This is a genomic window from Bradyrhizobium sp. LMG 9283, assembly GCF_045571415.1.
Classification (GTDB): Bacteria; Pseudomonadota; Alphaproteobacteria; order Rhizobiales; family Xanthobacteraceae; genus Bradyrhizobium.
Genome location: NZ_CP120691.1, coordinates 3,373,937 through 3,396,534, shown reverse-complemented (window position 1 = coordinate 3,396,534; position 22,598 = coordinate 3,373,937). Strand labels below are relative to the sequence as shown.

General features: G+C 65.5%; 16 protein-coding genes. 11 read left to right on the top strand and 5 right to left on the bottom strand.

Features of this window, described 5'->3' with window-relative positions; genetic code table 11:
* The first annotated feature begins 34 nt into the window (after window positions 1-34).
* The 9 genes from P6U29_RS15750 (at window position 35) to P6U29_RS15710 (ending at window position 12,515) form a co-directional block, all read left to right on the top strand.
* A complete protein-coding gene (locus tag P6U29_RS15750; protein ID WP_407118418.1) occupies window positions 35-1,984 on the top strand; it encodes a hypothetical protein in 1,950 nt (649 codons plus the stop codon).
* A 122-nt stretch (window positions 1,985-2,106) separates the two neighbouring features.
* A complete protein-coding gene (locus P6U29_RS15745; RefSeq protein WP_407118417.1) occupies window positions 2,107-3,273 on the top strand; it encodes an IS110 family transposase in 1,167 nt (388 codons plus the stop codon).
* Between the two features lie 829 nt (window positions 3,274-4,102).
* Window positions 4,103-5,455, top strand: coding sequence for an MFS transporter (locus P6U29_RS15740; protein ID WP_407118416.1), 1,353 nt, complete (start codon window positions 4,103-4,105; stop codon window positions 5,453-5,455).
* A 123-nt stretch (window positions 5,456-5,578) separates the two neighbouring features.
* Window positions 5,579-6,484 carry a LysR substrate-binding domain-containing protein gene (locus P6U29_RS15735; protein ID WP_122402395.1) on the top strand — a complete coding sequence of 302 codons (906 nt, stop codon included), beginning with the start codon at window positions 5,579-5,581 and terminating at the stop codon, window positions 6,482-6,484.
* A gap of 123 nt (window positions 6,485-6,607) precedes the next feature.
* Window positions 6,608-7,552: a 5-dehydro-4-deoxyglucarate dehydratase gene (gene kdgD / locus P6U29_RS15730; protein ID WP_407118415.1), complete on the top strand. Its 945-nt coding sequence runs from the start codon at window positions 6,608-6,610 to the stop codon at window positions 7,550-7,552.
* Between the two features lie 24 nt (window positions 7,553-7,576).
* Window positions 7,577-8,920: a glucarate dehydratase gene (gene gudD / locus P6U29_RS15725; RefSeq protein ID WP_407118414.1), complete on the top strand. Its 1,344-nt coding sequence runs from the start codon at window positions 7,577-7,579 to the stop codon at window positions 8,918-8,920.
* A gap of 18 nt (window positions 8,921-8,938) precedes the next feature.
* Complete coding sequence (locus tag P6U29_RS15720) at window positions 8,939-10,387, top strand: aldehyde dehydrogenase family protein (protein WP_407118413.1); 1,449 nt, start codon at window positions 8,939-8,941, stop codon at window positions 10,385-10,387.
* 125 nt (window positions 10,388-10,512) lie between these two features.
* Window positions 10,513-12,054, top strand: a complete 1,542-nt coding sequence (gene garD / locus P6U29_RS15715; protein ID WP_407118412.1) for a galactarate dehydratase — start codon at window positions 10,513-10,515, stop codon at window positions 12,052-12,054.
* A 206-nt stretch (window positions 12,055-12,260) separates the two neighbouring features.
* On the top strand, window positions 12,261-12,515 hold the full coding sequence (locus tag P6U29_RS15710) for a hypothetical protein (RefSeq protein ID WP_407118411.1): 255 nt from the start codon (window positions 12,261-12,263) through the stop codon (window positions 12,513-12,515).
* A 56-nt stretch (window positions 12,516-12,571) separates the two neighbouring features.
* Here P6U29_RS15710 and P6U29_RS15705 read toward each other — a convergent pair whose 3' ends face one another.
* From P6U29_RS15705 to P6U29_RS15695, 3 genes are all read right to left on the bottom strand, one after another.
* Entirely contained in the window at window positions 12,572-12,925 is a 354-nt protein-coding gene (locus tag P6U29_RS15705; RefSeq protein WP_407118410.1) for a hypothetical protein, read from the bottom strand.
* Between the two features lie 312 nt (window positions 12,926-13,237).
* A complete protein-coding gene (locus P6U29_RS15700) occupies window positions 13,238-13,828 on the bottom strand; it encodes a DUF2147 domain-containing protein (protein WP_407118409.1) in 591 nt (196 codons plus the stop codon).
* Window positions 13,829-13,933: 105 nt separating this feature from the next.
* Entirely contained in the window at window positions 13,934-14,962 is a 1,029-nt protein-coding gene (locus tag P6U29_RS15695) for an NAD(P)/FAD-dependent oxidoreductase (RefSeq protein WP_407118408.1), read from the bottom strand.
* A 182-nt stretch (window positions 14,963-15,144) separates the two neighbouring features.
* On the opposite strand from P6U29_RS15695, the gene P6U29_RS15690 reads away from it, so the two are divergent.
* Complete coding sequence (locus tag P6U29_RS15690; protein ID WP_407118407.1) at window positions 15,145-15,621, top strand: acyl-CoA thioesterase; 477 nt, start codon at window positions 15,145-15,147, stop codon at window positions 15,619-15,621.
* A 6-nt stretch (window positions 15,622-15,627) separates the two neighbouring features.
* On the opposite strand, the gene P6U29_RS15685 is transcribed toward P6U29_RS15690, so the two are convergent.
* On the bottom strand, window positions 15,628-15,948 hold the full coding sequence (locus P6U29_RS15685; RefSeq protein WP_128264441.1) for a 2Fe-2S iron-sulfur cluster-binding protein: 321 nt from the start codon (window positions 15,946-15,948) through the stop codon (window positions 15,628-15,630).
* Window positions 15,949-16,113: 165 nt separating this feature from the next.
* On the bottom strand, window positions 16,114-16,458 hold the full coding sequence (locus P6U29_RS15680; RefSeq protein WP_407118406.1) for an Hpt domain-containing protein: 345 nt from the start codon (window positions 16,456-16,458) through the stop codon (window positions 16,114-16,116).
* A gap of 426 nt (window positions 16,459-16,884) precedes the next feature.
* Between P6U29_RS15680 and P6U29_RS15675 the strand changes: the two genes are divergently transcribed.
* Window positions 16,885-22,590, top strand: coding sequence for a negative regulator of septation ring formation (locus P6U29_RS15675; protein ID WP_407118405.1), 5,706 nt, complete (start codon window positions 16,885-16,887; stop codon window positions 22,588-22,590).
* The last annotated feature ends 8 nt before the right edge of the window (window positions 22,591-22,598 follow it).

Sequence of the window (22,598 nt, the reverse complement as noted above, 5' to 3'; positions counted from 1 at the left end):
TTCCGCCTCAACTTTGCCGTTGAAGACGCGGGCCATGTTCCGATCATCGCTTAAAACCCTCTCCGCAGGCGCCCTGCTGCTTGTCGGGTTGCTGACGATTTTGCCTCCCGAGCCCGCTGCCGCGCAGGACAGCGCCCTGCAAATCACCTGGGAGGTGCGCAACCGCTTCCGGCTGTTCCGTGAGGAACGCGACTTCCTGCTCCATGTCGAAAACGCGCGTAACCGCAGCATCCTTGCCGCCGAGCAGTCACTGGAGCTCCAGAGCGAGGGCCGCGGCTGGGCGCGCAACATGGTCAACCGCCTGTGCATCGACCTCCAGGGCCGGGTCAACCAGCCCTGCACCCGCGACAATGTTAAAGAGAACTACATTACACCGATCGATCATCCGGTGACGGTGCGCCTGACCGGCGCGGTGCCGGTCGGCGCGATCTGCGCCTGGTCGTTCGATGATGGTGATGGACCGCAAGCCTCGACCTTCGACTGCGCCGAGCCGGTCAATTTGCGCGTCCGCTACGGCAAGCCGACGGTCGCGACCGTCGACGTTTCCGCCGGCTCCGATCCGAGCCAGCGGGTCCAGACCGAGATTCAGGTCCGCGACATCTTCATCGCTGGCCTAGGGGACAGCATCGCCTCCGGCGAAGGCAATCCGGATCGGCCGCTGGCACTGGCAGATGAAGGATTTTGCTTCCGCTCCTATCTCGGCACCGCAGGCGCGCAGTATTACCGGCCGAGCCGCCACGGCTTCAAGGGCGGCCGCGCCTGTGAGGCGCCGGATACGCTCGCCAACTGGCAACGCTACGGCGCGCTCTGGTTCAACGCGCCTTGCCATCGCTCGCTCTACAGCTACCAGGCGCGCACCGCGCTGGCGCTTGCGGTGCGCTACACCCACATCGCCGTGACCTTCCTGCCGCTCGCCTGCACCGGCGCCAGCATTGGCGACGGGCTGCTCGGCTCACAGCGCGCCCGCGAATGCCCGCCCGGCAAGACCGGCGTCTGCAACACCAGCGTGAACGCCCAGGTCGCCGAGCTGCGCGAGGCGCTCACCGCGGCAAAGAAACGCCAGCCCGACCGCACGCTCGATCTCGTGCTGCTGTCGGTCGGCGCCAACGACGTCTATTTCTCCGGCCTCGTCGCCGACGTCATCGTCGATACCGCGACCGAGCGCGCGCTGTTCCGCCGCTCCGGCGTGATGGCCAGCGTCGATGATTCCCGCGATGCGCTGCAGCGCGAGCTGCCGCAGAACTTCGTCAAGCTGCGCGAGGCGCTGAAGCCGCTTGTCGGCGGCGACCTCTCGCACGTGGTCTATGTCTCCTACGCCAATCCTGCGCTCGCCGACGGCGGCGTGCCCTGCCGCGGCGGCCGCGCCGGCTTCGACATCCATCCGTCCTTCAACGCCGATCCGCAGCGCCTCGCCCGCGTCTCCAACTTCGTCGACACCGAATTCCTGCCGCAGCTGAAGGGACTCGCCACCTGCACCCGCGGCGCGCTGTGCCGCGATCCCGAATCCGACCGCATGACCTTCGTCGACGCGCACCAGGACGCGTTCGCCGACCACGGCTTCTGCGCCCATTCGGGCAACGATCCCGAATTCGACCGCAGCTGCTTTGCCGAGAACGGCCAGAGCTTCAATCCTGATATCGTCAGCGCAGCGAGCCAGCCGATGCTGTGCGGCCGCGGCGCCTCGGAATATCGCGCCTACCTGCCCCGCGCACGCTGGATCCGCGACGCCAACGACAGCTATTTTGCTGCGATGACCTATCCGCAAGGCCTGCCCGCGGCGAGCCAGCCGACCGACATCCACGACGCGACCTGGGGCGTGCTGTCCGCCGTCTATGGCGGCGCGGTGCATCCGAGCGCGGAAGGTCATGCTGCAATGGCGGATGCTGCGCTGCCGGCCGCAAGCGCCGTGCTGGGGCTCGATGCGGTGCCGCCCAACGTGACGCGAGGATTTCTGCCGCAGTTGCTGCCGAGCGCGCAGCAGTAGTTGCAAGCGCGAGCTCTCTCCGCATCATCATTGCGAGCGCAGCGAAGATTCCATGGGGAGTGGATAGCGACCGGGTCTGAGGCCAGACTGAGGTTGCTGAAGCACTCAACCTGGAGACAACGATGTTGCTCGATCATCTTTCCGACGGACTGGCCGCTATCCGGACGCAGATTGGCGCAATTTTTTTGTCATTGGAACTGAGCCGTTCGACATGGCTGGTTACATCGCTGTCGCCCGGCAAGGGCGAGAAGATGTCCAAACACAGCGTGAAGGCCGGCGCTATTGCGGAGCTTTTGAAGCTCTTTGCAGCGCTGAAGCGTAAGGCCCAGGCGCGAACGGGCGAGAGTTATCCGATCATCACCATCCAGGAGGCGGGGCTGGATGGGTTCTGGCTTCACCGCACTCTGCAGTCGGAGGGCGTCGAGAGCTACGTGGTCGATCCGGCCTCGATCGCGACGCCGCGCCGGCGCCGGCGGGCCAAGACGGACCGGTTGGACGGCGAGACGCTGTTGCGGTCGCTTCTGGCCTACAAGCGCGGCGAGCCACGGGTCTGCGCGATGGTCGTTGCCCCCTCTCCGGAAGAAGAGGACCGCCGCAGGCTTTGCCGGGAGCGGCGGACCTTGATCGCGGAGCGGATCGTGCATGTGAACCGGATCAAGGGTGTTCTGTTTGCGCAAGGGATATTCGACTACGTGCCGCTGCGGCGCGATCGACGGACGCGGCTCGAGGCCTTGCGCACGGGGGACGGGCGGCTGCTGCCGGCGCATTTGAAGGCGCAGATCAGCCGCGAGCTCGACCGGCTCGAACTTCTGCTCGACCAGATCGCGGCGGTAGAGCGCGAGCAGGATGCATTGCTGGCTGCAAGCCGACCAGCAGGCGAGAAGGCTGCATCGAACCCGGTCGCGATGCTGCTCGACTTGAAGGGCCTGGGCCCGAACTTTGCTGCCATTCTCTGGTCGGAGGCCTTCCACCGTCAGTTCACCAACCGCCGCCAGGTTGCGTCCTATGCCGGTCTTGCGGCCACGCCATGGCGCAGTGGCGGCATTGAGCGTGAGCAGGGCGTGTCGAAGGCCGGCAATCCGCGCCTGAGAACCACGATGATCCAGCTCGCCTGGCTGTGGATACGTCACCAGCCTCAATCGGCTCTGACCCAGTGGTTCAAGGCCAACAGCCAGCGCGGCCGCAAGCGCACAATCGTGGCGCTGGCGCGCAAGCTGCTCGTGGCCCTGTGGAAATACGTGACCGCCGGCGTCGTGATCGAGGGAGCCGTGGTGAAGCCCGGCGCCTGACACCACGCCTCTCAGCCTCAAAACCAATCCGCCGAGGTTGATCAGCCTCGGCCGATCCGGGTGGACGAACCGATGGATTGCATGGCTTCAAACGCCGTAACGAAGAAGGGTCTCGTCCTCCTCTCGAGCCTGCCCGCCGCAAGCGGAATGTTGGTGCAGTTGCCACCGCGCAACGACCGAATGTGAGTTTGATCTGGCATGCAAACCAGATTGCCAAAACCGGCTCGACCCTTGGATCGCCAACCATAGGAGTAGTTCACGCCGCACTTCCCGACCTAACGAGCCTGAAGGCGTGCTCGCTCAGGTCAAGACCAAGCCGCTTCGCGGCGGCCCTCACGGGCCGGTCTTGACCTGATCTGCGCGCGCCATCCGAAAAGTTCCGCGGTCGGGACGAAGAGCTGGCCTGCAATCGAACAAAGAGCTGACCATAAATCTTGACACATCAAATCCCCATGTGAGCAATCCAGAGTCCCTCCGCAGAAAGATGCAGAAAGATTCTGGATTGCTTCGCTGCGCTCGCAATGATGAGTTTGGCTGGCTATCTCCACACACTCGCTGTCATCGCCCGACTTGATCGGGCGATCCAGTACGCCGTGACAGCAGTGATTGAATCGAGAAGCCGCGGCGTACTGGAGCTTTCGCGGGGAATGACAGTTGAGCGCGTGGCGCCAGCGCAGCCCATTCGCAATGTCGCGATCGTTCCCTCAACCTGCCGTTCCATCAATCCAAAAACGGTATCGATCGATACTCCCTTGAGCTTGGACACTTTGCCGCGCGCGCCTCTAGGAGTCGCACCGAGGAAACGTTTCGAGTTCTATGGAGGCGCGTGATGAGCGCAGTGGTGTCCGCGGCGGACGTGAGGAGGTCTCGCGTCAGGCTGTTCATCGTGACCATGTTATTCCTGGTCACCACCGTGAATTATGCCGACCGGGCCACGCTGTCGATCGCCGGTCCCGCACTCTCCAAGGAGCTGCATCTCGATCCCGTCGCCATGGGCTGGATCTTCTCGGCCTTCGGCTGGTCCTATGTCGTGGCGCAGGTGCCGGGCGGCTGGTTGCTCGACCGCTACGGCTCGCGCCTTGTCTATGCCTTCAGCATCATCATATGGTCGCTGTTCACGCTGATGCAGGGCTGGGTCGGCTTCCTCAGCGCCGGCGCTGCCGTCGTCGTGCTGTTCGCGCTTCGCCTGCTTGTCGGCATTGCGGAGGCCCCCTCGTTCCCGGCGAATGCCCGCATCGTCGCGGCCTGGTTTCCGAGTAACGAGCGTGGCACCGCGTCGGCCTTCTTCAACTCGGGGCAGTATTTCGCCACCGTGATCTTCGCGCCGCTGATGGGCTGGATTGCCCACTCTTACGGCTGGCGCTTCGTGTTCTTCGTGATGGGCGCGCTCGGCGTCATCATGGGTCTCATCTGGCTCAAGACCATCTATGGCCCGAAGGAGCACCCTTCGATCAACGAGGCGGAGTTCGACTACATCAAGGAAGGCGGCGCGCTGGTCGATCTCGACGCGCCCAAGGATGATCAGCTGCGCGCGCATGCGCCCGAAGCGGGCTCCGGCTGGGACCACATCCGCCAGCTGCTTTCCAACCGCATGATGCTCGGCGTCTATCTCGGCCAGTACTGCATCAACACGCTGACCTATTTCTTCCTGACCTGGTTTCCGGTCTATCTCGTCAAGGAACGTGGGCTGTCGATCCTGCAAGCCGGCTTCGTCGCGACTCTTCCAGCGCTGTGCGGCTTCATCGGCGGCGTGCTCGGCGGCATCATCTCGGACGCCATCCTGCGCCGGACCGGCTCGCTGACCATGGCGCGCAAGATCCCGATCGTGGGCGGCATGCTGCTGTCGATGTCGATCATAGCCTGCAACTATGTCGAGGGACAGGCGCTGGTGGTCGGCTTCATGGCGCTCGCCTTCTTCGGCAAGGGCATCGGCGCACTCGGCTGGGCCGTGGTCTCCGACACCTCGCCGAAGGAAGCCGGCGGCGTCTCCGGCGGCCTGTTCAACACCTTCGGCAACCTGTCCTCGATCACCACGCCGATCGTGATCGGCTACATCCTGGCCGCGACCGGCTCGTTCAACGGCGCGCTGGTGTTCGTCGGCGCCAACGCACTCGTGGCCGCCTTCGCCTATCTCGTCATCGTCGGCAAGATCGAGCGGGTGACGCTCAAACGTTCCTCCTGAGGGCTCCGATGGGAGCTTGACCAGGCAACTCAACGGCGGCCCAAAAGGCCGCCGTCTTTGTTTTGGGAGTGATCGATGCTAGAAGTGCCGGGGAAAGGCCTTATCCATCTAAGGCATGTATCGATGTTCGACCTCAACCAGCTCCGCTGTTTCGTCACGGTGGCGGAGGAATTGCACTTCGGCCGCGCCGCCGCGCGGCTGAACATGACCCAGCCGCCGCTGTCCCGGCAGATCCAGGTGCTCGAGCACATCATCGACGCGCCGCTGCTCGAGCGTACCAGCCGCTCGGTGCGCCTGACACCTGCGGGACGCAGTTTCCTGCCAGAGGCAAGGCGCATCCTCAAGCTTGCGGAAAGCGCCTCGCAGGTCGCCCGCCGCATCGCACTCGGCAAGACCGGCTCGCTCAAGATCGGCTTCACCGCGGCCGCCGCCTACGGATTCCTGCCCGAGCTCGTTGCCGCCTGCCGCGCCAAGCTGCCCGAGGTGGACTTCTCGCTGAAGGAGATGGTGTCGGGCGACCAGTTCGAGGCGCTGACCTCGGGCCAGATCGACGCCGGCCTGCTCAGGCCGCCGATCGCGCGGCCCGAGCTGACCAGCCGCCGCGTCGTCGCCGAGCCCCTGCTCGCCGCGATCCCGAAGAAGCATCCGCTCGCCAACGCCGACGGCATCACCATCAAGGATTTCGATGATCAGCCCTTCGTGATGTATTCGCCCTATGAGAGCCGCTACTTCCACGATCTGCTGGTGGCTCTCTTCACCCGCGCCGACGTGCTGCCGCGCTACGTCCAGCATCTCAGCCAGATCCACTCCATCCTCGCCATGGTGCGCGCCGGCCTCGGCCTTGCCATCGTGCCGGCCGCAGCCGCGAGCCTGAAGATCTCCGACGTGCGGCTGCGCCCGCTGAAGCTGCGCACCCGCGTTCCCGTCGAGCTCTTCATGGTCTGGCGCCGCGACGACGAGAATCCACTGCTGTCGGCGCTGGTCAAAATCGCCGGCGAATTGTCCTCCGCCGAGCTGACGGAGGATTGATGCTCAATCCGCATCGGTCGATATAGGCTTTGGCTTGGACGCGCATCGAACGGTCTCCTAAACCACGGCGCATGGACGCGCAGGCTTGCGTCCTCCACAACACGCACGAAGGGAGCAGCGCCCGTGAGCAAGATGACCCCGCAGGAGATGGCCCAGAAGATCGGATCGGGCCTCCTGTCCTTCCCCGTCACGCCGTTCAGGGCGGACTACTCCTTTGACGAGGCGACCTACCGCGCCAACATGGACTGGCTCTGCGGCTATGATGTCGCAGGTCTGTTCGCCGCCGGCGGCACCGGCGAGTTCTTCTCGCTGACCCCGACCGAGGTTCCGCAGGTCGTGAAGATCGCCGTTGCGGAGACCAAGGGCCGCGTGCCCGTGCTCGCCGGCACCGGCTACGGCACCGCAATCGCCCGCGAGATCGCGATCGGTGCCGAGAAGGCCGGCGCCGACGGCCTGTTGCTGCTGCCGCCCTACCTCACCCATTCCGAGCAGGACGGCCTTGCCGCCCATGTCGAGGCGGTCTGTGCCGCCGTGAAGATCGGCGTCATCGTCTACAACCGCGACAACGCCATCCTCCAGCCCGACACGCTCGCGCGCCTCGCCGAGCGCTGCCCGAACCTCGTCGGCTACAAGGACGGCATCGGCGACATCGAGCTGATGACCCGCGTCCACACCAAGCTCGGCGATCGCCTCACCTATATCGGCGGCCTGCCGACCGCCGAGACTTTCGCGCTGCCCTATCTCGACATGGGCGTGACGACCTATTCCTCCGCCGTGTTCAACTTCGTGCCGGAGTTCGCCACCAATTTCTACGCCGCGGTGCGCAAGCGCGACCATGAGACGATCCACGCCGGCCTGAAGAACTTCATCCTGCCGCTGATCGCGATCCGCAATCGCAAGAAGGGCTATGCGGTCTCGATCATCAAGGCCGGCATGAAGGTGATCGGCCGCGATTCCGGCCCGGTCCGTCCGCCGCTGACCGACCTCACCGAGCAGGAGATCGCCGAGCTGACCGCGCTGGTGAAGAAGCTGCCCGCCGCACGATCGTCACAACAGGCTGCAGAATAACAAGACAACAGGGAGGAGCGTGCGATGGCCCGGACTGAGGTTTCTGGTGCACCGGTCGTCACATCGATGCAGGTGATCCCGGTCGCGGGCCGCGACAGCATGCTCCTCAACCTCAGCGGCGCGCATGCGCCGTTCTTCACCCGCAACATCGTCATCCTCACCGACAATGCCGGCCACACCGGCGTCGGCGAGGTGCCGGGCGGGCAGAAGATATGGCAGACGCTCCAGGACGCGCGCGATCTCGTGATCGGCAAGACTGTCGGGGCGATGAACAACGTCCTCGCCGACGTCCGTACGGCCTTTGCCGACCGCGACGCCGGGGGCCGCGGCAAGCAGACCTTTGACCTGCGGGTGATGATCCACGCGGTTACCGCGATCGAATCCGCGCTACTCGACTTGCTCGGCCAGCATCTCGGCCTGCCGGTCGCGGCGCTACTCGGCGAAGGCCAGCAGCGCACAGCCGTCGAGACGCTCGGCTATCTCTTCTTCGTCGGTGATCGCCGCAAGTCCCGCCTGCCCTATGTGGAAGGCGAGACCGGCAAGCCGGACTGGTTCAACCTCCGCCATCAGGAGGCGATGACGCCGGAGACGGTGGTGCGCCTCGCGGAGGCCACCCACGACCATTACGGCTTTGCCGATTTCAAGCTCAAAGGTGGCGTGCTCCGCGGCGAGCAAGAGATCGAAGCCGTCACCGCCATCGCAAAGCGCTTCCCGAACGCGCGCGTCACGCTCGACCCCAACGGCGCCTGGTCGCTGGATGAGGCGATCGGCCTCTGCAAGGACATGCACGGCATCCTCGCCTATGCCGAGGATCCCTGCGGCGCCGAGGCCGGCTTCTCCGGCCGCGAGATCATGGCCGAGTTCCGCCGCGCCACGGGGCTGCCGACCGCGACCAACATGATCGCCACCGACTGGCGGCAGCTCTCCCATGCGCTGCGCTTAGGGGCGGTGGACATTCCGCTCGCCGACCCCCATTTCTGGACCATGCAAGGCTCGGTGCGCGTCGCCCAGACCTGCCGCGACAACGGCCTGACCTGGGGCTCGCACTCCAACAATCATTTCGACATTTCGCTCGCCATGTTCACCCATGTCGGCGCAGCGGCCCCCGGCAAGGTCACCGCGATCGACACCCACTGGATCTGGCAGGACGGCCAGGCCCTGACCAGAGAGCCGCTGCAGATCAACGGCGGCAAGATTGCGGTCCCGGACAGGCCGGGCCTGGGTATCGAAATCGACAGGGCCGCTATCGACGCCGCGCATGACCTCTACAAGCAGCATGGACTTGGCGCCCGCGATGACGCTATTGCCATGCAGGACCTGATCCCCGGCTGGACCTTCGACGACAAGCGTCCCTGCCTCGTTCGTTAAAATACTCTGGAGGAAACGATGACTGCGATCCTGAAGAACTTCATCGGCGGCGAATGGGTCGACGGCTCCGGCGTCACCAGGAACATCAATCCCTCCAACACCAACGATCTCGTCGGCGAATATGCCAAGGCCGATAAGACGCAGACCGAGAAGGCGATCGCCGCCGCAAAGGCCGCCTTCCCTGCGTGGTCGCGCTCGACACCGCAGGAGCGCTATGACGCGCTGAACAAGATCTCCGCCGAGATCCTCTCCCGCAAGGAAGAGCTCGGCCGCCTGCTCGCCCGCGAGGAAGGCAAGACGCTGCCCGAAGGCATCGGCGAGGTCGCCCGCGCCGGCCAGATCTTTGCGTTCTTCGCCGGCGAAGCGCTACGCCTGATCGGCGAGAAGGGCGCTTCGGTCCGTCCCGGCCTCGACGTCGAGCTCACGCGTGAGCCGGTCGGCGTCATCGGCATGATCACGCCCTGGAATTTCCCGATCGCGATCCCGGCCTGGAAGATCGCGCCGGCGCTGTGCTACGGCAACACGGTCGTGTTCAAGCCGGCCGAGCTGGTGCCGGGCTCTGGACATGCACTCGCCGAGATCATCACCCGTTCCGGCATTCCCGCCGGCGTGTTCAACCTCGTGGTCGGCTCCGGCTCGGTGGTCGGCCAGACCCTGCTCGAGCACCCCGATGTGGCCGCGATCTCCTTCACCGGCTCGGTGCAGACCGGGCGCAAGATCGCGCAGGCCTGCGTGCTTTCGAATCCCATGAAGAAATTCCAGCTCGAGATGGGCGGCAAGAATCCGCTGGTCGTGCTCGACGACGCCGACCTCAAGACCGCCGTCGAGGTCGCCGTCAACGGCGCCTATTTCTCGACAGGCCAGCGCTGCACCGCCTCCTCCCGCCTGATCGTCACCGAAGGCATCCACGATGGCTTCGTCGCGGCGATGGGCGAGCGGCTGAAGGGACTGTCGGTGGACGACGCGCTCAAGGCCGGCGTGCATATCGGCCCCGTGGTCGACCAGAACCAGCTCGATCAGGATCTGCGCTACATCAAGATCGGCCAGGACGAGGGCGCCAAGCTCGCCTTCGGCGGCGAGCTGCTCAAGCGCGAGAACCCCGGTCACTACCTGCAGCCGGCGCTGTTCACCGAAGCCAACAACAACATGCGCATCGCGCGTGAGGAGATCTTCGGGCCCGTCGCCGCCGTCATTCGCGCCAAGAACTACGAGGAGGCGCTCGCGATCTCCAACGACACCGAGTTCGGCCTCGCCTCCGGCATCTGCACCACCAGCCTGAAATACGCCTCGCACTACAAGCGCAACAGCGAGTCCGGCATGGTGATGGTCAATCTGCCCACCGCCGGTGTCGACTATCACGTGCCGTTCGGCGGCCGGAAGGGCTCGAGCTACGGCGCCCGCGAGCAGGGCTCCTATGCCCGCGAGTTCTACACCACGGTGAAGACAGCTTATACGTTCCCCGGCTGATAGGCCGACTTGGTAGGGTGGGCGAAGCGAAGCGTGCCCACCGCCTACGTCCGGTGTAAAGATGGTGGGCACGGCGCGTTACGCCTTTGCCCACCCTACGACTTCAAGTTCTGAGGCAAGAGCAGATGGACCAGGACGTCGCAGCGAAAGAGCAGCCCCGCTACATCAAGCTCAACGAGCGCGACAACGTCGCGATCGTGGTCAATGATTTCGGGCTTCCCGCCGGTTCGCGCTTTGCATCGGGACTGACGCTGCGCGCCTTCGTGCCACAAGGACACAAGACGGCGCTGGTCGACATCGCGGAAGGCGCGCCGATCATCCGTTATGGCGAGATCATCGGCTACGCGCTGTCGCCGATCCTGGCCGGCGAATGGGTCGACGAGGCCCGCATCCGCATGCCGGAGGCCCCTGCCCTCGACAAGCTCGAAATCTCGACCGCCGTCCCCGCCCCGCTGCCGCCGCTCGAAGGCTTCACCTTCGAGGGTTACCGTAATCCCGATGGCTCGGTCGGCACCAAGAACATTCTCGGCATCTCCTCCTCCGTGCAATGCGTCAAGGGCACGATGGAGTATGCGGTCAAGCGCATCCGCGCCGAGCTGCTGCCGAAATATCCGAACGTCGATGACGTCGTGCCGCTGACTCACGCCTATGGCTGCGGCGTCGCCATCACCGCACCCGACGCGGTCGTGCCGATCCGCACCCTGCAGAACCTCGCGCTGAACCCGAATTTCGGCGGCGAGATTTTGGTCGTCGGCCTCGGTTGCGAGAAGCTCGCGCCCGAGCGGCTGGTGCCGGAAGCCGTCAACGACGCCATCGTGCGCATGCAGGACGAAGCCTTTGACGGCTTTGGTGCGATCGTCGATGCCATCATGACCCAGGCCGAAGCCCGCCTGAAGGTGCTCAACACCCGCAAGCGCGAGACCTGCCCGGCCTCCGATCTCGTCATCGGCCTGCAATGCGGCGGTAGCGATGCCTTCTCCGGCGTTACCGCGAATCCCGCCGTCGGCTTCGCCGCGGACCTGCTGGTGCGCGCCGGCGCCACCGTGATGTTCTCGGAAGTCACCGAAGTGCGCGACGCCATCCAGCTGCTGACGCGACGCGCCATCAACGAGGATGTCGGCCGCGCGCTGGTACGCGAGATGGCCTGGTACGATTCCTACCTCGCCCGCGGCGGCGCCGACCGCAGCGCCAACACCACGCCCGGCAACAAGAAGGGCGGCCTCGCCAACATCGTCGAGAAGTCGCTCGGCTCGATCGTGAAGTCCGGCTCCTCCGCCATCACCGGCGTGCTCTCGCCCGGCGAGAAGGCGACGCAGAAGGGCATGCTGTTCGCAGCAACGCCGGCAAGCGACTTCATCTGCGGCACGCTCCAGCTCGCCTCCGGCATGACGCTGCAGGTGTTCACCACCGGCCGCGGCACGCCCTATGGCCTCGCAGCCGCGCCCGTCATCAAGGTCGCGACCCGCAGCGAGCTCGCGCGGCGCTGGAAGGACCTGATCGATTTCGATTCAGGCAGCATCGCCACCGGCGAGAAGACCATCGAGGAATGCGGCTGGGATCTGTTCCGCCTGATCCTCGATGTCGCCTCTGGCCGCGTCAAGCCGTGGTCGGACCGCTGGGGCATCCACAATGATCTCACTCTGTTCAACCCGGCGCCGGTGACGTGAAGACCGCAAGCGTCTTTCCGCGAAACCGTCCGGAAACATTGGCGCGGAAAACTTCTTCTGCATTTCGCCACCTGTCGCCTCACGCAATCAAATATATCCGCTGGCGGCGGGCTGATTGTTCGCATCCAGCGAATTTTCCCCGGCATCAACGCGACCAAACCTCCGATTGAGCCATCCAACGGAGATTTCCAATGCGCATTCTTTCAATGATTGCCGTCGCCGGTGCAATGATAGCCAGCTCGGGCGCCGCTTTCGCCGGCGAGCTTCCCTCATTTGAAGTAAAGTCGTTTCCGATCACGCCGACGCAGGTTCAGGTGCTCGGCGGCGCCGGTGTCGAGGAGCAGTCGGCAAGCCCTGCGATGATCGTCGCCGGCATGCCCGCCTCGCCCGCGCAGATGTCGGTGCTGTCGCCGCGGGTCAAGCAGCTCGCGAGCGCGGGTTCGGAAAACCAGGCGCACTAAGCTTGGCTTTGCCATTCCGGGTCGGCGCTCCGCGCCGCCCGGAATGGCACGCGGGTCTATGTCATGCTGCCCGGCATGAAGCAGCGCACGCGCGGATGGCCGTCGATATAGTGCTTCCACACCATGGTGCGGCCTATCTTGTTCGGCACGGTGATCACCGCACCGTCGGGCACCACGACCCATTCGTCATCGATGCGCACGCGGTAATGGCCGCGATCGGACTCCCAATCGACATCGGCAATGACGTAGCCGTCGGCATCGGAGCAGCACTGCCCGTATTCGCTATGCAGACTCTCGAACCAGGGTTTTAATGGCGAGTTGGCGTAGCGGCCGTTGTCGCGCGCCAACGCCGATGTGGCCAATAGCGCCATCAATCCCAGCAGCGTGGCGGCACACGATATTGCTCTCATGTTGTCTCCGCGGTCCAAGTGATCGCCGCGAGGCAAACGCTACCGTCCGCCCTCCGCATGGTGCGCGGCAGGCGTGGAGACGGCGACTCGCTCCCCCAGCAGCTTTGCCGACAGCTATGCAAATCCGGCGCCAGCGCGCGTTCCGGGCAACTACTGGAGCGGGTCGGGCGCGTGTTCGCCTTTCAGCGAACCCGGCCGCACAGACCGTGGAACGACATCGAGAAGTTGGTAAGTCCTGGATCCCTGCCTAAGCGGGAAGACCACGCACCGAAGCTACGGCTGTTGAGGCGGCGCAACATGCACCGCGTGCGTCTACTGCTTGGCCGGCGCCATCATCGCGCCGCCCTTCTTCGCAGCTGGTGCCGGCGGCTTCGCGGCCGCAGCCTGCGCGGGCAGGTATTTTGCGACGATGGCAGGATCCACCTGGGCAATGTAGGCATCGGGTAGGCGCGTCCAGGTCTCGTCCTTGCCGAGCAGCGCGATGCCGAGATAGCCGCGCAGCGTCAGGGTCTGGCCGTCGGGGCTGACCCGCATATTGGCCTTCCAGATCTGGCCGTCGCGCGGATTGAGCACGTTGCCGCCTTCGTACTTCAATCCTTCGCGCTTCATGTTGCGGACGAAGGAGATGCCGAGCACCGGCGCGTTCTTGCGATCGTCGGTGCACTTGGAGCAGACTTCGTTCGGATTGTCGGTTGGCCGCGGGAAGGTCTTGGCGATCACGCCTTCGAAGACGCCGTTGTGGTCGATGAAGAGGAACCATCCGACCGTCTTGCCGTCTTCGACCTTCTGCCAGAGGCCCGCCGCCGTGGGCTCGGTGCTCTGTGCCGCACACGGCGTCACCGTCGCGAGCGACAATGCGAGCCCGAGGAAGGAGAGCAGCCGAAAGCTGGAGAAATTCCGCATTAGATCACCTTGCTATTCCACGACCGGAATGGCCGCAGACTACGGCGATTTCGCGAACGGTTCCAGCACCAGAAACATGGGGCATCGCCTCCCCGCAGCGTTCCGTCAGTTGACACCGAGCTTCTTTTGCAGGCTGGAGGACGAGGTCGTGTACTGGAACACGAGCCGCTTCTCCGGATAGACATAACGATGGGCTTTTTGCGACATCAGCGCGCCCTCGTGGAAGCCGCACAGGATCAATTTGATCTTGCCGGGATAGGTGTTGATGTCGCCGATCGCGAAGATGCCAGATACGTTGGTCTCGAATGCGGATGTCTCGACCGGCACCAGATTGTTCTCCAGCGCAATGCCCCAGTTCGCGACCGGGCCGAGCTTCATGGTCAGCCCGAAGAACGGCAGCATGGTGTCGCAGGCAATTTCGGTGATGCTGTTGTCGTTGCCCTTGACGGTCGCGCCGGTAAGCTTGCCGCCAGCGCCGGAGAGCGCGGTGACTTGGCCGAGCCGCAGATCCATCTTGCCGCCAGCGACCAGCGCACGCATCTGCTCGACGCTGTGGGGCGCGGCGCGAAATTCGTCGCGCCGATGCAGAAGCGTGATGCGCTTGGCCAGCGGATGCAGATTCAGCGTCCAGTCGAGCGCCGAATCGCCGCCGCCAACGATCAGCACGTTCTTGTCGCGGAACGTCTCCATCTTGCGCACGGCATAATGCACCGATGTGCCTTCATAGGCCTCGATGCCCGGCACCGGCGGACGCTTGGGCTGGAATGACCCGCCACCGGCCGCGATCACCACCACCTTGCACTCGAACACCTTGCCGGTGTCGGTGGTGCAGCGAAAGGCGGGATCGCCGATCTTCTCCACGGTCTCGACCATCTCGCCGAGATGGAAGGTCGGATGAAACGGCTTGATCTGCTCCATCAGCGCGTCGGTGAGCCCCTGCCCCGAAACCCGCGGAATGCCGGGAATGTCGTAGATCGGTTTTTCCGGATAGAGCTCGGCGCACTGGCCGCCGACCTTGTCGAGGATGTCGACGAAATGCGCCTTCATGTCGAGAAGGCCGAGCTCGAAGGCGGCGAACAGACCGCAAGGGCCGGCGCCAATAATCAACACATCGGTTTTGATCACGTCGCTCATGTCGTCTCTTTATCGGTCGTTATCGGTTGGACGGCGCCCGTTGGGCAGAGGTGACCCTGCCTGTCTAGCCAACGGGGATGGAACAGGGAAGGCATAAAAGCGGGATCCCCCCACGGCCGCGCCCACTTGCCGGGTCAGAATAACTCGGCTGTAACGGGATCCGATATGACGGAGATCAATCGGTGAACGCACCAGCCCGCCTCGACACGACGCCGCGCCTTGAGGACTATCCCTACCGTCTCAGCGACAACGTCCGCTTCGGCGATCTCGATCCAAACCAGCACGTCAACAACGCGGTCTACGCCACCTATTTCGAGACGGGCCGTGTCACGCTGATGAAGCTTCCCGAATACGGGCTGACCCCGCCAGGCCTCGCCTGGATCATGGTGCGGCTCGACATGCATTTTCGTGCCGAGCTGCACTGGCCCAACACGATCGAGCTCGGCCTCGGGGTGGTGAAGCTCGGACGAACGTCGGTTACCTTCGAGCAGGTCGTGTTCTCGCAAGGAAAGTGCATCGCGTCGGCGACGTCGGTCGGCGTCTTGCTCGATGAGGCGACGCGGCGCCCCGCGCCGCTGACTGCAGAGGTGATCGAGAAGCTCAGACCCTGGCACAAGCGCGGCATCGAGGTCGCGCCGCCGAGCATCTCGTCTATTTAGGGACGATCAGGCCTGGCGTTCCGGCGTCGCCACAACGAGACCGTCGAGCTCGTCGGAGACCTTGATCTGGCAGGACAGGCGCGAATTCGGGCGCACGTCGAAGCCGAAATCGAGCATGTCCTCCTCCATCGGCGTCGGGCTGCCGACCTTCTCGCGCCAGACTTCGTCGACATAGACATGGCAGGTCGCGCAGGCGCAGGCGCCGCCGCATTCGGCCTCGATGCCCGGAATGCTGTTGCGGATCGCGGCTTCCATCACGGTTGCGCCGTTCTCGATTTCCACCGTGCGGGTTTCGCCCTTGTGGTCGACAAAGTGAATTTTGGCCATATCTGCTCGTGCTGCCGCGGTGCTGGGAAGGAAGGAGGGTCCGGGCTGTCCTATAACGGGTCGGTCAGCCCGGCGCCATAGCGTTTTGATGCGAAATGAATCCCGTTTTGCGGGAAGAAAACGCGTCAAAACAAATGACTAGAGCCCGGCTTTGACCGTATCGGCTTACGGCTTCAGGATCGCCTCGATGGCGGCGCGGACCTCCGTCACCGCCTGTTTCAGCGCGGCGAAGGCATCGGGCCGGCCATTGCCGGTCCTGATCGCGGTCTCCAGGCTGGCTGCGGCATCGGCCACCGCAAAGGCGCCGATCCCTCGCGCCGAACCCTTGAGCTTGTGCGCGAGCGCGCCGGTCTCGGCCGGCATCGCAGACATCGCTGCCAGCAGGCGAACCGCTTGCTCGGCGAACATCGCCAGCACTTCCTGCTCCAACTCGGCGTCGCCGAGCGTCATCCGGGACAGGTGATCGAGGTCGAGCGGGCTATCGATGGGTGCAAGCGGGGGCGAAGGCATCCAGTCCATCCGTTGCAGTTCAGGCGTCATGGCGCAGGCCCCGGCGTCGCGCGGCGGCCGCCGGTCCGGCGGTCAGGTTCCCCTCACCCAAGCATGAAAATGGTTAATGAAATGTTTGGGGTGTTTGACGTAGATCTGCCCGTTTATTGACAATAAGTTGCCGCAATCGGCTGAGTTCGGTGGAGAATTGCATTTATTGCTAAGGCGTTACGCCCCGATCCTGTTAACGATGATTAAGAATGTCTTAATCGCGGGCATTTCATTCGCGACGCTCTGCCAATAGGATGTTGCAGAAATTGGCGGACAAGCCGTCCGGGTGGGGACGGCTCGGAGATCCGCACAAGCGGCATGATCCGGTCTGTGGGCTTGCGCCGCGCGCAGGGCTCGCGGGGGGACGCGTACAAGTAACGAGGGCTCGGACTGAACATGGCGAACACTCCGAAAAAGGTCAAAGACCCCACAGAAGTCGCGCTTTCTGCGATCCAGGAAGCCCTCAACATCAGCGACACGGCTGCGGATACCAGCCGCAACGCCACCGTGCGCAACGAAGCTGCGCCCCCGGTGCCGCCGCCCGCGCCCCCGAACTTCGATGAGCCGAGCTTCGAGCCGCGCCCGGCCGCCAATGAGCGGGCGACCGTATTCGACCCGGTCGAGGAGCCGCGCCCCTCGCGCCGCGCCGCCAATGACGACCGCGAGACCATCGGCCAGCTGCTCCAGGCGCTGCAGAAGGGCCGCCCTGCCCGCAGCGTCTACACCTTCGCCACCATCTTCGCCGGCATCTGGCTCGCCGCCTGCGCCGCGCTGACCGTCGGCTTCCTGCCCTCGATCCAGGCCGCCATGGGCCAGAGCGGCGGCGTGCTCGTTATCGCCGGTCTCGTCGCGATGTTCTTCGCGCCGATCATGCTGTTCTACTTCCTGGCGAGCCTTGTCTGGCGCGGCCAGGAAATGCGCATGATCGCGCAGGCGATGGCCCAGGTTGCGATCCGCTTCTCCGAGCCGGAAGGCTCGGCCTCCGATTCCATGGTCACCGTCGGCCAGGCCATCCGCCGCGAGGTCGCGGCGATGGGCGACGGCATCGAGCGCGCGATTGCGCGCGCCGGCGAGCTCGAGACGCTGGTCGCCAACGAGGTCGCCGCGCTGGAACGGGCCTATTCCGACAACGAGGTGCGCATCCGCGCCCTGCTTCAGGACATCGCGCATCAGCGCGACAATCTGGTCGGCCAGGCCGAGCAGGTCCGCAGCGCCATCTCCGGCGTGCAGATCGACCTGCGCCACGACATCGCGCTGATCTCGGACGCGATCGCCTCCCGTGTCGACGAGGTCGCCAAGTCCATCACCGGCGCGCTCGAAGAGCGCGGTGCCCACATCACCCAGGCGCTGAGCAATGCCGGCGACAACATGATCCTGGCGCTCGGCGAGCGCGGTGGCGACCTGCTCGACCGCCTCGAGGAAGCCAGCAACGAGACCACGCGCGCCGTGCTCGACGCCAGCGAGCGGCTGACCACCAGCCTCAACTTCAAGACCGGCCACGTCCACGACGAGTTCGTCGATCTCGCCGACCGCGTCCATGAGATGCTGAACGAACGCATCGACCGCATCACCGGCGAATTCGAGCAGCGTTCCGCCGCGATCGTCGACGGCATCTCCGAGCGCACCGAGCAGGTGCACGATTCCCTGAAGAATTCGTCGGACTCGCTGCTGCTCGAGCTCGAGCTGCGTTCCAACGACATCTCCGCCAAGATCGACGATGCCGGCAACCGCCTCGCCGGCCAGATCATGACGAGCGGCGACAAGGCGAGCGAGGCGCTCGACGCCACCGTCAACGCCCTGGTCGCCAAGGTCGTGAACCAGACCGAGACCGCACACGACTCGCTGTCGCTGCAGATGAGCGCCTTCGACGAGCTGGTGAGGAACCAGGGCACCGAGCTGGTCGAGAAGTTCGCCCGCGACTCCGGCACGCTGGGCGCGTTGATCACGCGCCACATCTCCGAGTTCGACCGCACCGTGAAGACCTTCGGCGGCGAGATCGTCGAGCGCATGGGCCAGCGCACGCAGGACATCGCCGAGACGCTGAAGACCTATGTCGACAATTTCGACACCCGCTTCACGGCGAATGGCGGCGATATCACGGCCGCGCTCGACCAGCGCCTCGTGCAATTCGAGACCACGATCGGCGAACGCGTCGCCAACCTCGACACCTCGCTGAACGGCAAGATCGCCAGCCTCGACGGCACGATCGAAGGCCACATCAGGAACTTCGACGACCAGCTCGTCGGCCGCGTCGCCGCGCTCGAGCAGTCGTTCGATAGCCGCGCGAAGTCGATGACCGAAACCATCGACGGACGCATCAACACGCTTGCGACGTCGCTGACCGACGGTGCCGCGCAGGCGATCCAGTCGATCGACTCCCGCCTTACCCACCTCACGACCTCGCTGACCGGCGGCGCGTCGCAGGCCATCGAAACAATCGATGCACGCCTGAATCACCTTACAACGTCGCTGACCGATGGTGCGTCGCAGACCATCCAGTCGATCGATACCCGCTTGACCCACCTTACGACCACGCTCACGGGTGGCGCGACGCAGGCGCTCGAATCCATCGACTCCCGCCTCACCTACCTGACCACCGCCGTGACCAACGGCGCCTCGCAGGCCGTGCAGTCGATCGACACGCGCCTCACGCTGCTGACCTCGACGCTCACGGACGGCACCGCGCAGGCGATCGAGGCGGTCGATCGCCGCATCACTGGCGTCACCGAGATCATCGACGGCCGCAGCACGCATCTGACCGATACGGTCACGGCGCGCTTCCAGGACATCCAGCAGGCCATCGAGACCAAGGTCGGCTCCGTCGCCAGCGACATCGACGTGCGCGTGGCGCAGTTCGAGGACCTGCTCGGCTCGCGCGTCGAGGCCGTTGCAGGCCGCATCGAGAGCAGCGGACGCCAGGCCAGCGAGGACATGATGTCCCGCGCCGAGATGATCTCGACCGCGATCCGCTCGCATGTCGAGGACGCCGAGCGCTCGCTCACCAACCTCGTCGTCAACACCAGCGAGACGATCCAGACCGGCGCGCGCACCGCTCAGCAGTCACTGCTGACGGTCTCCTCCGACGTCAACGCCCAGCTCAAGATGACCTCGGCCGAGGTCGAGCAGGCGCTGACCGCGGTCGGCACCGGTGCCGCCAACTCGATCCTGAGCAGCGCCCGCGAAGCGCAGTTGACCCTGGTCGCCGCATCGGGCGAGGCCTCCAACCAGATCAAGGGGCTCGCGGCCGACGTCGAACGCACGCTGTCGGCGGCAGGCTCCGCCACCGCGGCCTCGATCCTGGCCGGCGCCCGCGAGGTGCAGACCACCCTCGTCACGGCGTCCTCGGACGCGGCAAGCCAGGTCAAGGCGCTCACCGCCGACGTGCAGCGTTCGCTGTCGCTGGCCGGCACCACCACGGCGGAATCGATCACCGCCGGCGCTCGCGATGCGCAGAGCGCACTGATCGCGGCCTCGACCGAGACCGCCAACCAGATCAAGGCGCTGTCCTCGGACGTGCAGCGCTCGCTCACGATGGCGGGCACCTCGACGGCCGAGACCATCATGAGCGGCGCGCGCGAGGCCCAGAGCACGCTGGTCACGGCGTCCTCGGATGCGGCGAGCCAGGTCAAGTCCCTCGCGGCCGAAGTGCATCGTTCGCTCTCGCAGGTCGGCCAGACGACCGCCGAGACGATCACCACCAGCGCCCGCGACGCCCAGAGCACCCTGCTCGCGGTCTCGGCCGAACAGACCGGCCAGGTGCGCTCGCTCGCGGCCGAGATGCAGCGCGCGCTAGCGACCGCCGGCGGCGCCACGATCGAGGCGCTCACCAGCGGTGTCCGCGAGGCCCAGGGCTCGCTGATCTCCGCCTCGACCGATGCGGCGAGCCAGATCAAGTCGCTGACGACGGACATCGAGCGCACGCTGACCGCGGTCGGCGCCGATACCGCCTCGACCATCCTCAACAGCGCGCGTGAGGCGCAGATCTCGCTGACCTCGACCTCGGCCGACGCCGCCAGCCAGATCCGCACGATCTCGACCGAGATCGAGCGCACGCTGAGCGCGGCCACCGCCAACGCGACCAACGACATCCAGACCAGCGCGCTCAACGCCCAGAACGCGCTGATCTCCGCCTCCAACGAGGCAAGCTCGCGGGTCAAGTCGAGCTCGGCCGACGTCGAGCGTTCGGTGCTCGCCGCCAGCTCCAGCTTCGGCCAGGCCATGACCGGCAAGACCGACGAGATCGTCACCTATGTGCAGCAGCAGGCCGACCGTCTGTCGAACATGATCGACGCCAAGCGCGGCGCGCTGGTCGACGCCATCGGCTCGAAGGCCAACCAGCTCACGCTCGACATCGACCGCGTCACCTCAGACGCGTTGAAGTCGATCGAGACGCGCGGCCACGCCTTCTCGCAGACCATGATGGGCAACGGCTCGGAAGTCGCCCGCACCATCAACGCGGCGAGCGAGATCGCCACCAGCGCGGTCGGCAAGTCGCTCAAGGACCTTGAGCAGGCCTCGCGTTCGGCGATCGACCAGTCGCGCCAGGTCTCGATCGCGGCCGTCACGGAGATGCAGGAGACCAGCAAGATCCTGCGCACCGACACGGTCGCCCTATTCGAGCGCCTGCGCGAAGGCAACATCTTGCTGCAGGAGGTGCTGACCGGTGCGCACGACAACCTCAACTCGCTCGAGCGGGCCCTGGTGACGCGCGTCGCCGACTTCGTCTCGGCGATGAACGACGTCACCTCGCGCAACGGCGCTGCGACGCAGAACCTGGAAGAGCAGCTCAACGTCTTCAACAGCAAGACCACGAAGGCGCTCCAGGATCTCGGCGAGCTGTCGACCCAGTTCGACAAGCACGGCAAGGCGCTGGTCGAGGCCGCTCAGGTCGTCGAGCAGAGCAACAAGAACACCACCGCCTCGCTCGCCGAGCGCAAGCAGGCGCTGGAATCGCTCGTCACCACGATCGACCTGCGCACGGCCGACCTCGACCAGCGGCTGTCGCGCTTCACCGGCCTGCTCGATGAATCGCTCGCGGCCGCCGAAGAGCGCGCCCGCGACATCGCCCGCGTCGTCGCCGAGACCGCCGGCGCAGGCTCGGCCGCGATCACCCGCCAGTTCGAGGCGGTGCGCGCGGCATCCGAGGAGGAGCACCGCCAGACCATCGAGGCGATGCACGACATCTACCGCCAGACCACGGACGAGGCGGATGCGATGTTCAAGCAGTCGACCGAGAAGTTCACCAACCTCGTCGGCAGCATGAAGCAGATGGCTCTCGAGATGCACAACGAGCTCGAAGCCACCCGCAACGAGCTGCGCCGCGGCGTGCTCGAGATGCCGCAGGAGGCTGCCGAGAGCACGGCGCAGATGCGCAAGGTGATCGTGGACCAGATCGAGGCCCTCGCCGAGCTCAACCGCATCGTGGCCCAGCATGGCCGCGGGCTCGACGTCACCACGGCGGGCCGCGCCAGCGTCCATCGCCAGGACGAACCGATACTGGCTGCCGTCGGCGGCCGGGCTCCCGAGACCCGCATGCGCGACAACGGCAGCGCCTCGACGCTGCCGCCGCCGGACCTCGGCATGCCGGCCGCGCGCCGCACCGAAGCGCCGCCGGTCGCACCTGCCGGCAACGACCAGGGTCGCGACGGCTGGCTATCGGATCTGCTCAACCGCACGGACGCCAATCAGGGCGCCCCGACCGGACGCGAGGCTCCGCGCGGCCGCGCTGCACCGACGCCGCAGCCGCAGGCCCCGCAGGGTGGCGGCAATCCGCTGGAATCGCTGTCGCTCGACATCGGCCGGCTGATGGACCGCAACCTCGCCGCCGAGATGTGGGACCGCTACCAGCGCGGCGAGAACAAGGCCTTCACCAAGCGCCTCTATACGCCCGCCGGCCAGAAGGCCTTCGACGAGGTCGCCCGCAAGTACCGGGCCGACCGCAACTTCAAGGGCACGGTCGACCGCTACGTCGCCGAGTTCGAGCGCCTGCTCGACGAAGTCGCCCGCGACGGCCGCGGCCCGCAGGAGCTGCGCAGCCATCTGATCTCGGAAACGGGGTTGGTGTACACGCTGCTGGCGCACGCGGCGGGCCGGTTGGGATAAGCGGCAGA

Coding starts and splice junctions, on each gene's coding strand:
- P6U29_RS15675 (WP_407118405.1), top strand. CDS start 16,885: ATGGCGAACACTCCGAAAAAGGTCAAAGACCCCACAGAAGTCGCGCTT.
- P6U29_RS15700 (WP_407118409.1), bottom strand. CDS start 13,828: ATGCGGAATTTCTCCAGCTTTCGGCTGCTCTCCTTCCTCGGGCTCGCA.
- P6U29_RS15695 (WP_407118408.1), bottom strand. CDS start 14,962: ATGAGCGACGTGATCAAAACCGATGTGTTGATTATTGGCGCCGGCCCT.
- P6U29_RS15685 (WP_128264441.1), bottom strand. CDS start 15,948: ATGGCCAAAATTCACTTTGTCGACCACAAGGGCGAAACCCGCACGGTG.
- P6U29_RS15680 (WP_407118406.1), bottom strand. CDS start 16,458: ATGCCTTCGCCCCCGCTTGCACCCATCGATAGCCCGCTCGACCTCGAT.
- P6U29_RS15735 (WP_122402395.1), top strand. CDS start 5,579: ATGTTCGACCTCAACCAGCTCCGCTGTTTCGTCACGGTGGCGGAGGAA.
- gudD (WP_407118414.1), top strand. CDS start 7,577: ATGGCCCGGACTGAGGTTTCTGGTGCACCGGTCGTCACATCGATGCAG.
- P6U29_RS15720 (WP_407118413.1), top strand. CDS start 8,939: ATGACTGCGATCCTGAAGAACTTCATCGGCGGCGAATGGGTCGACGGC.
- P6U29_RS15740 (WP_407118416.1), top strand. CDS start 4,103: ATGAGCGCAGTGGTGTCCGCGGCGGACGTGAGGAGGTCTCGCGTCAGG.
- P6U29_RS15745 (WP_407118417.1), top strand. CDS start 2,107: ATGTTGCTCGATCATCTTTCCGACGGACTGGCCGCTATCCGGACGCAG.
- P6U29_RS15705 (WP_407118410.1), bottom strand. CDS start 12,925: ATGAGAGCAATATCGTGTGCCGCCACGCTGCTGGGATTGATGGCGCTA.
- P6U29_RS15710 (WP_407118411.1), top strand. CDS start 12,261: ATGATTGCCGTCGCCGGTGCAATGATAGCCAGCTCGGGCGCCGCTTTC.
- garD (WP_407118412.1), top strand. CDS start 10,513: ATGGACCAGGACGTCGCAGCGAAAGAGCAGCCCCGCTACATCAAGCTC.
- P6U29_RS15750 (WP_407118418.1), top strand. CDS start 35: ATGTTCCGATCATCGCTTAAAACCCTCTCCGCAGGCGCCCTGCTGCTT.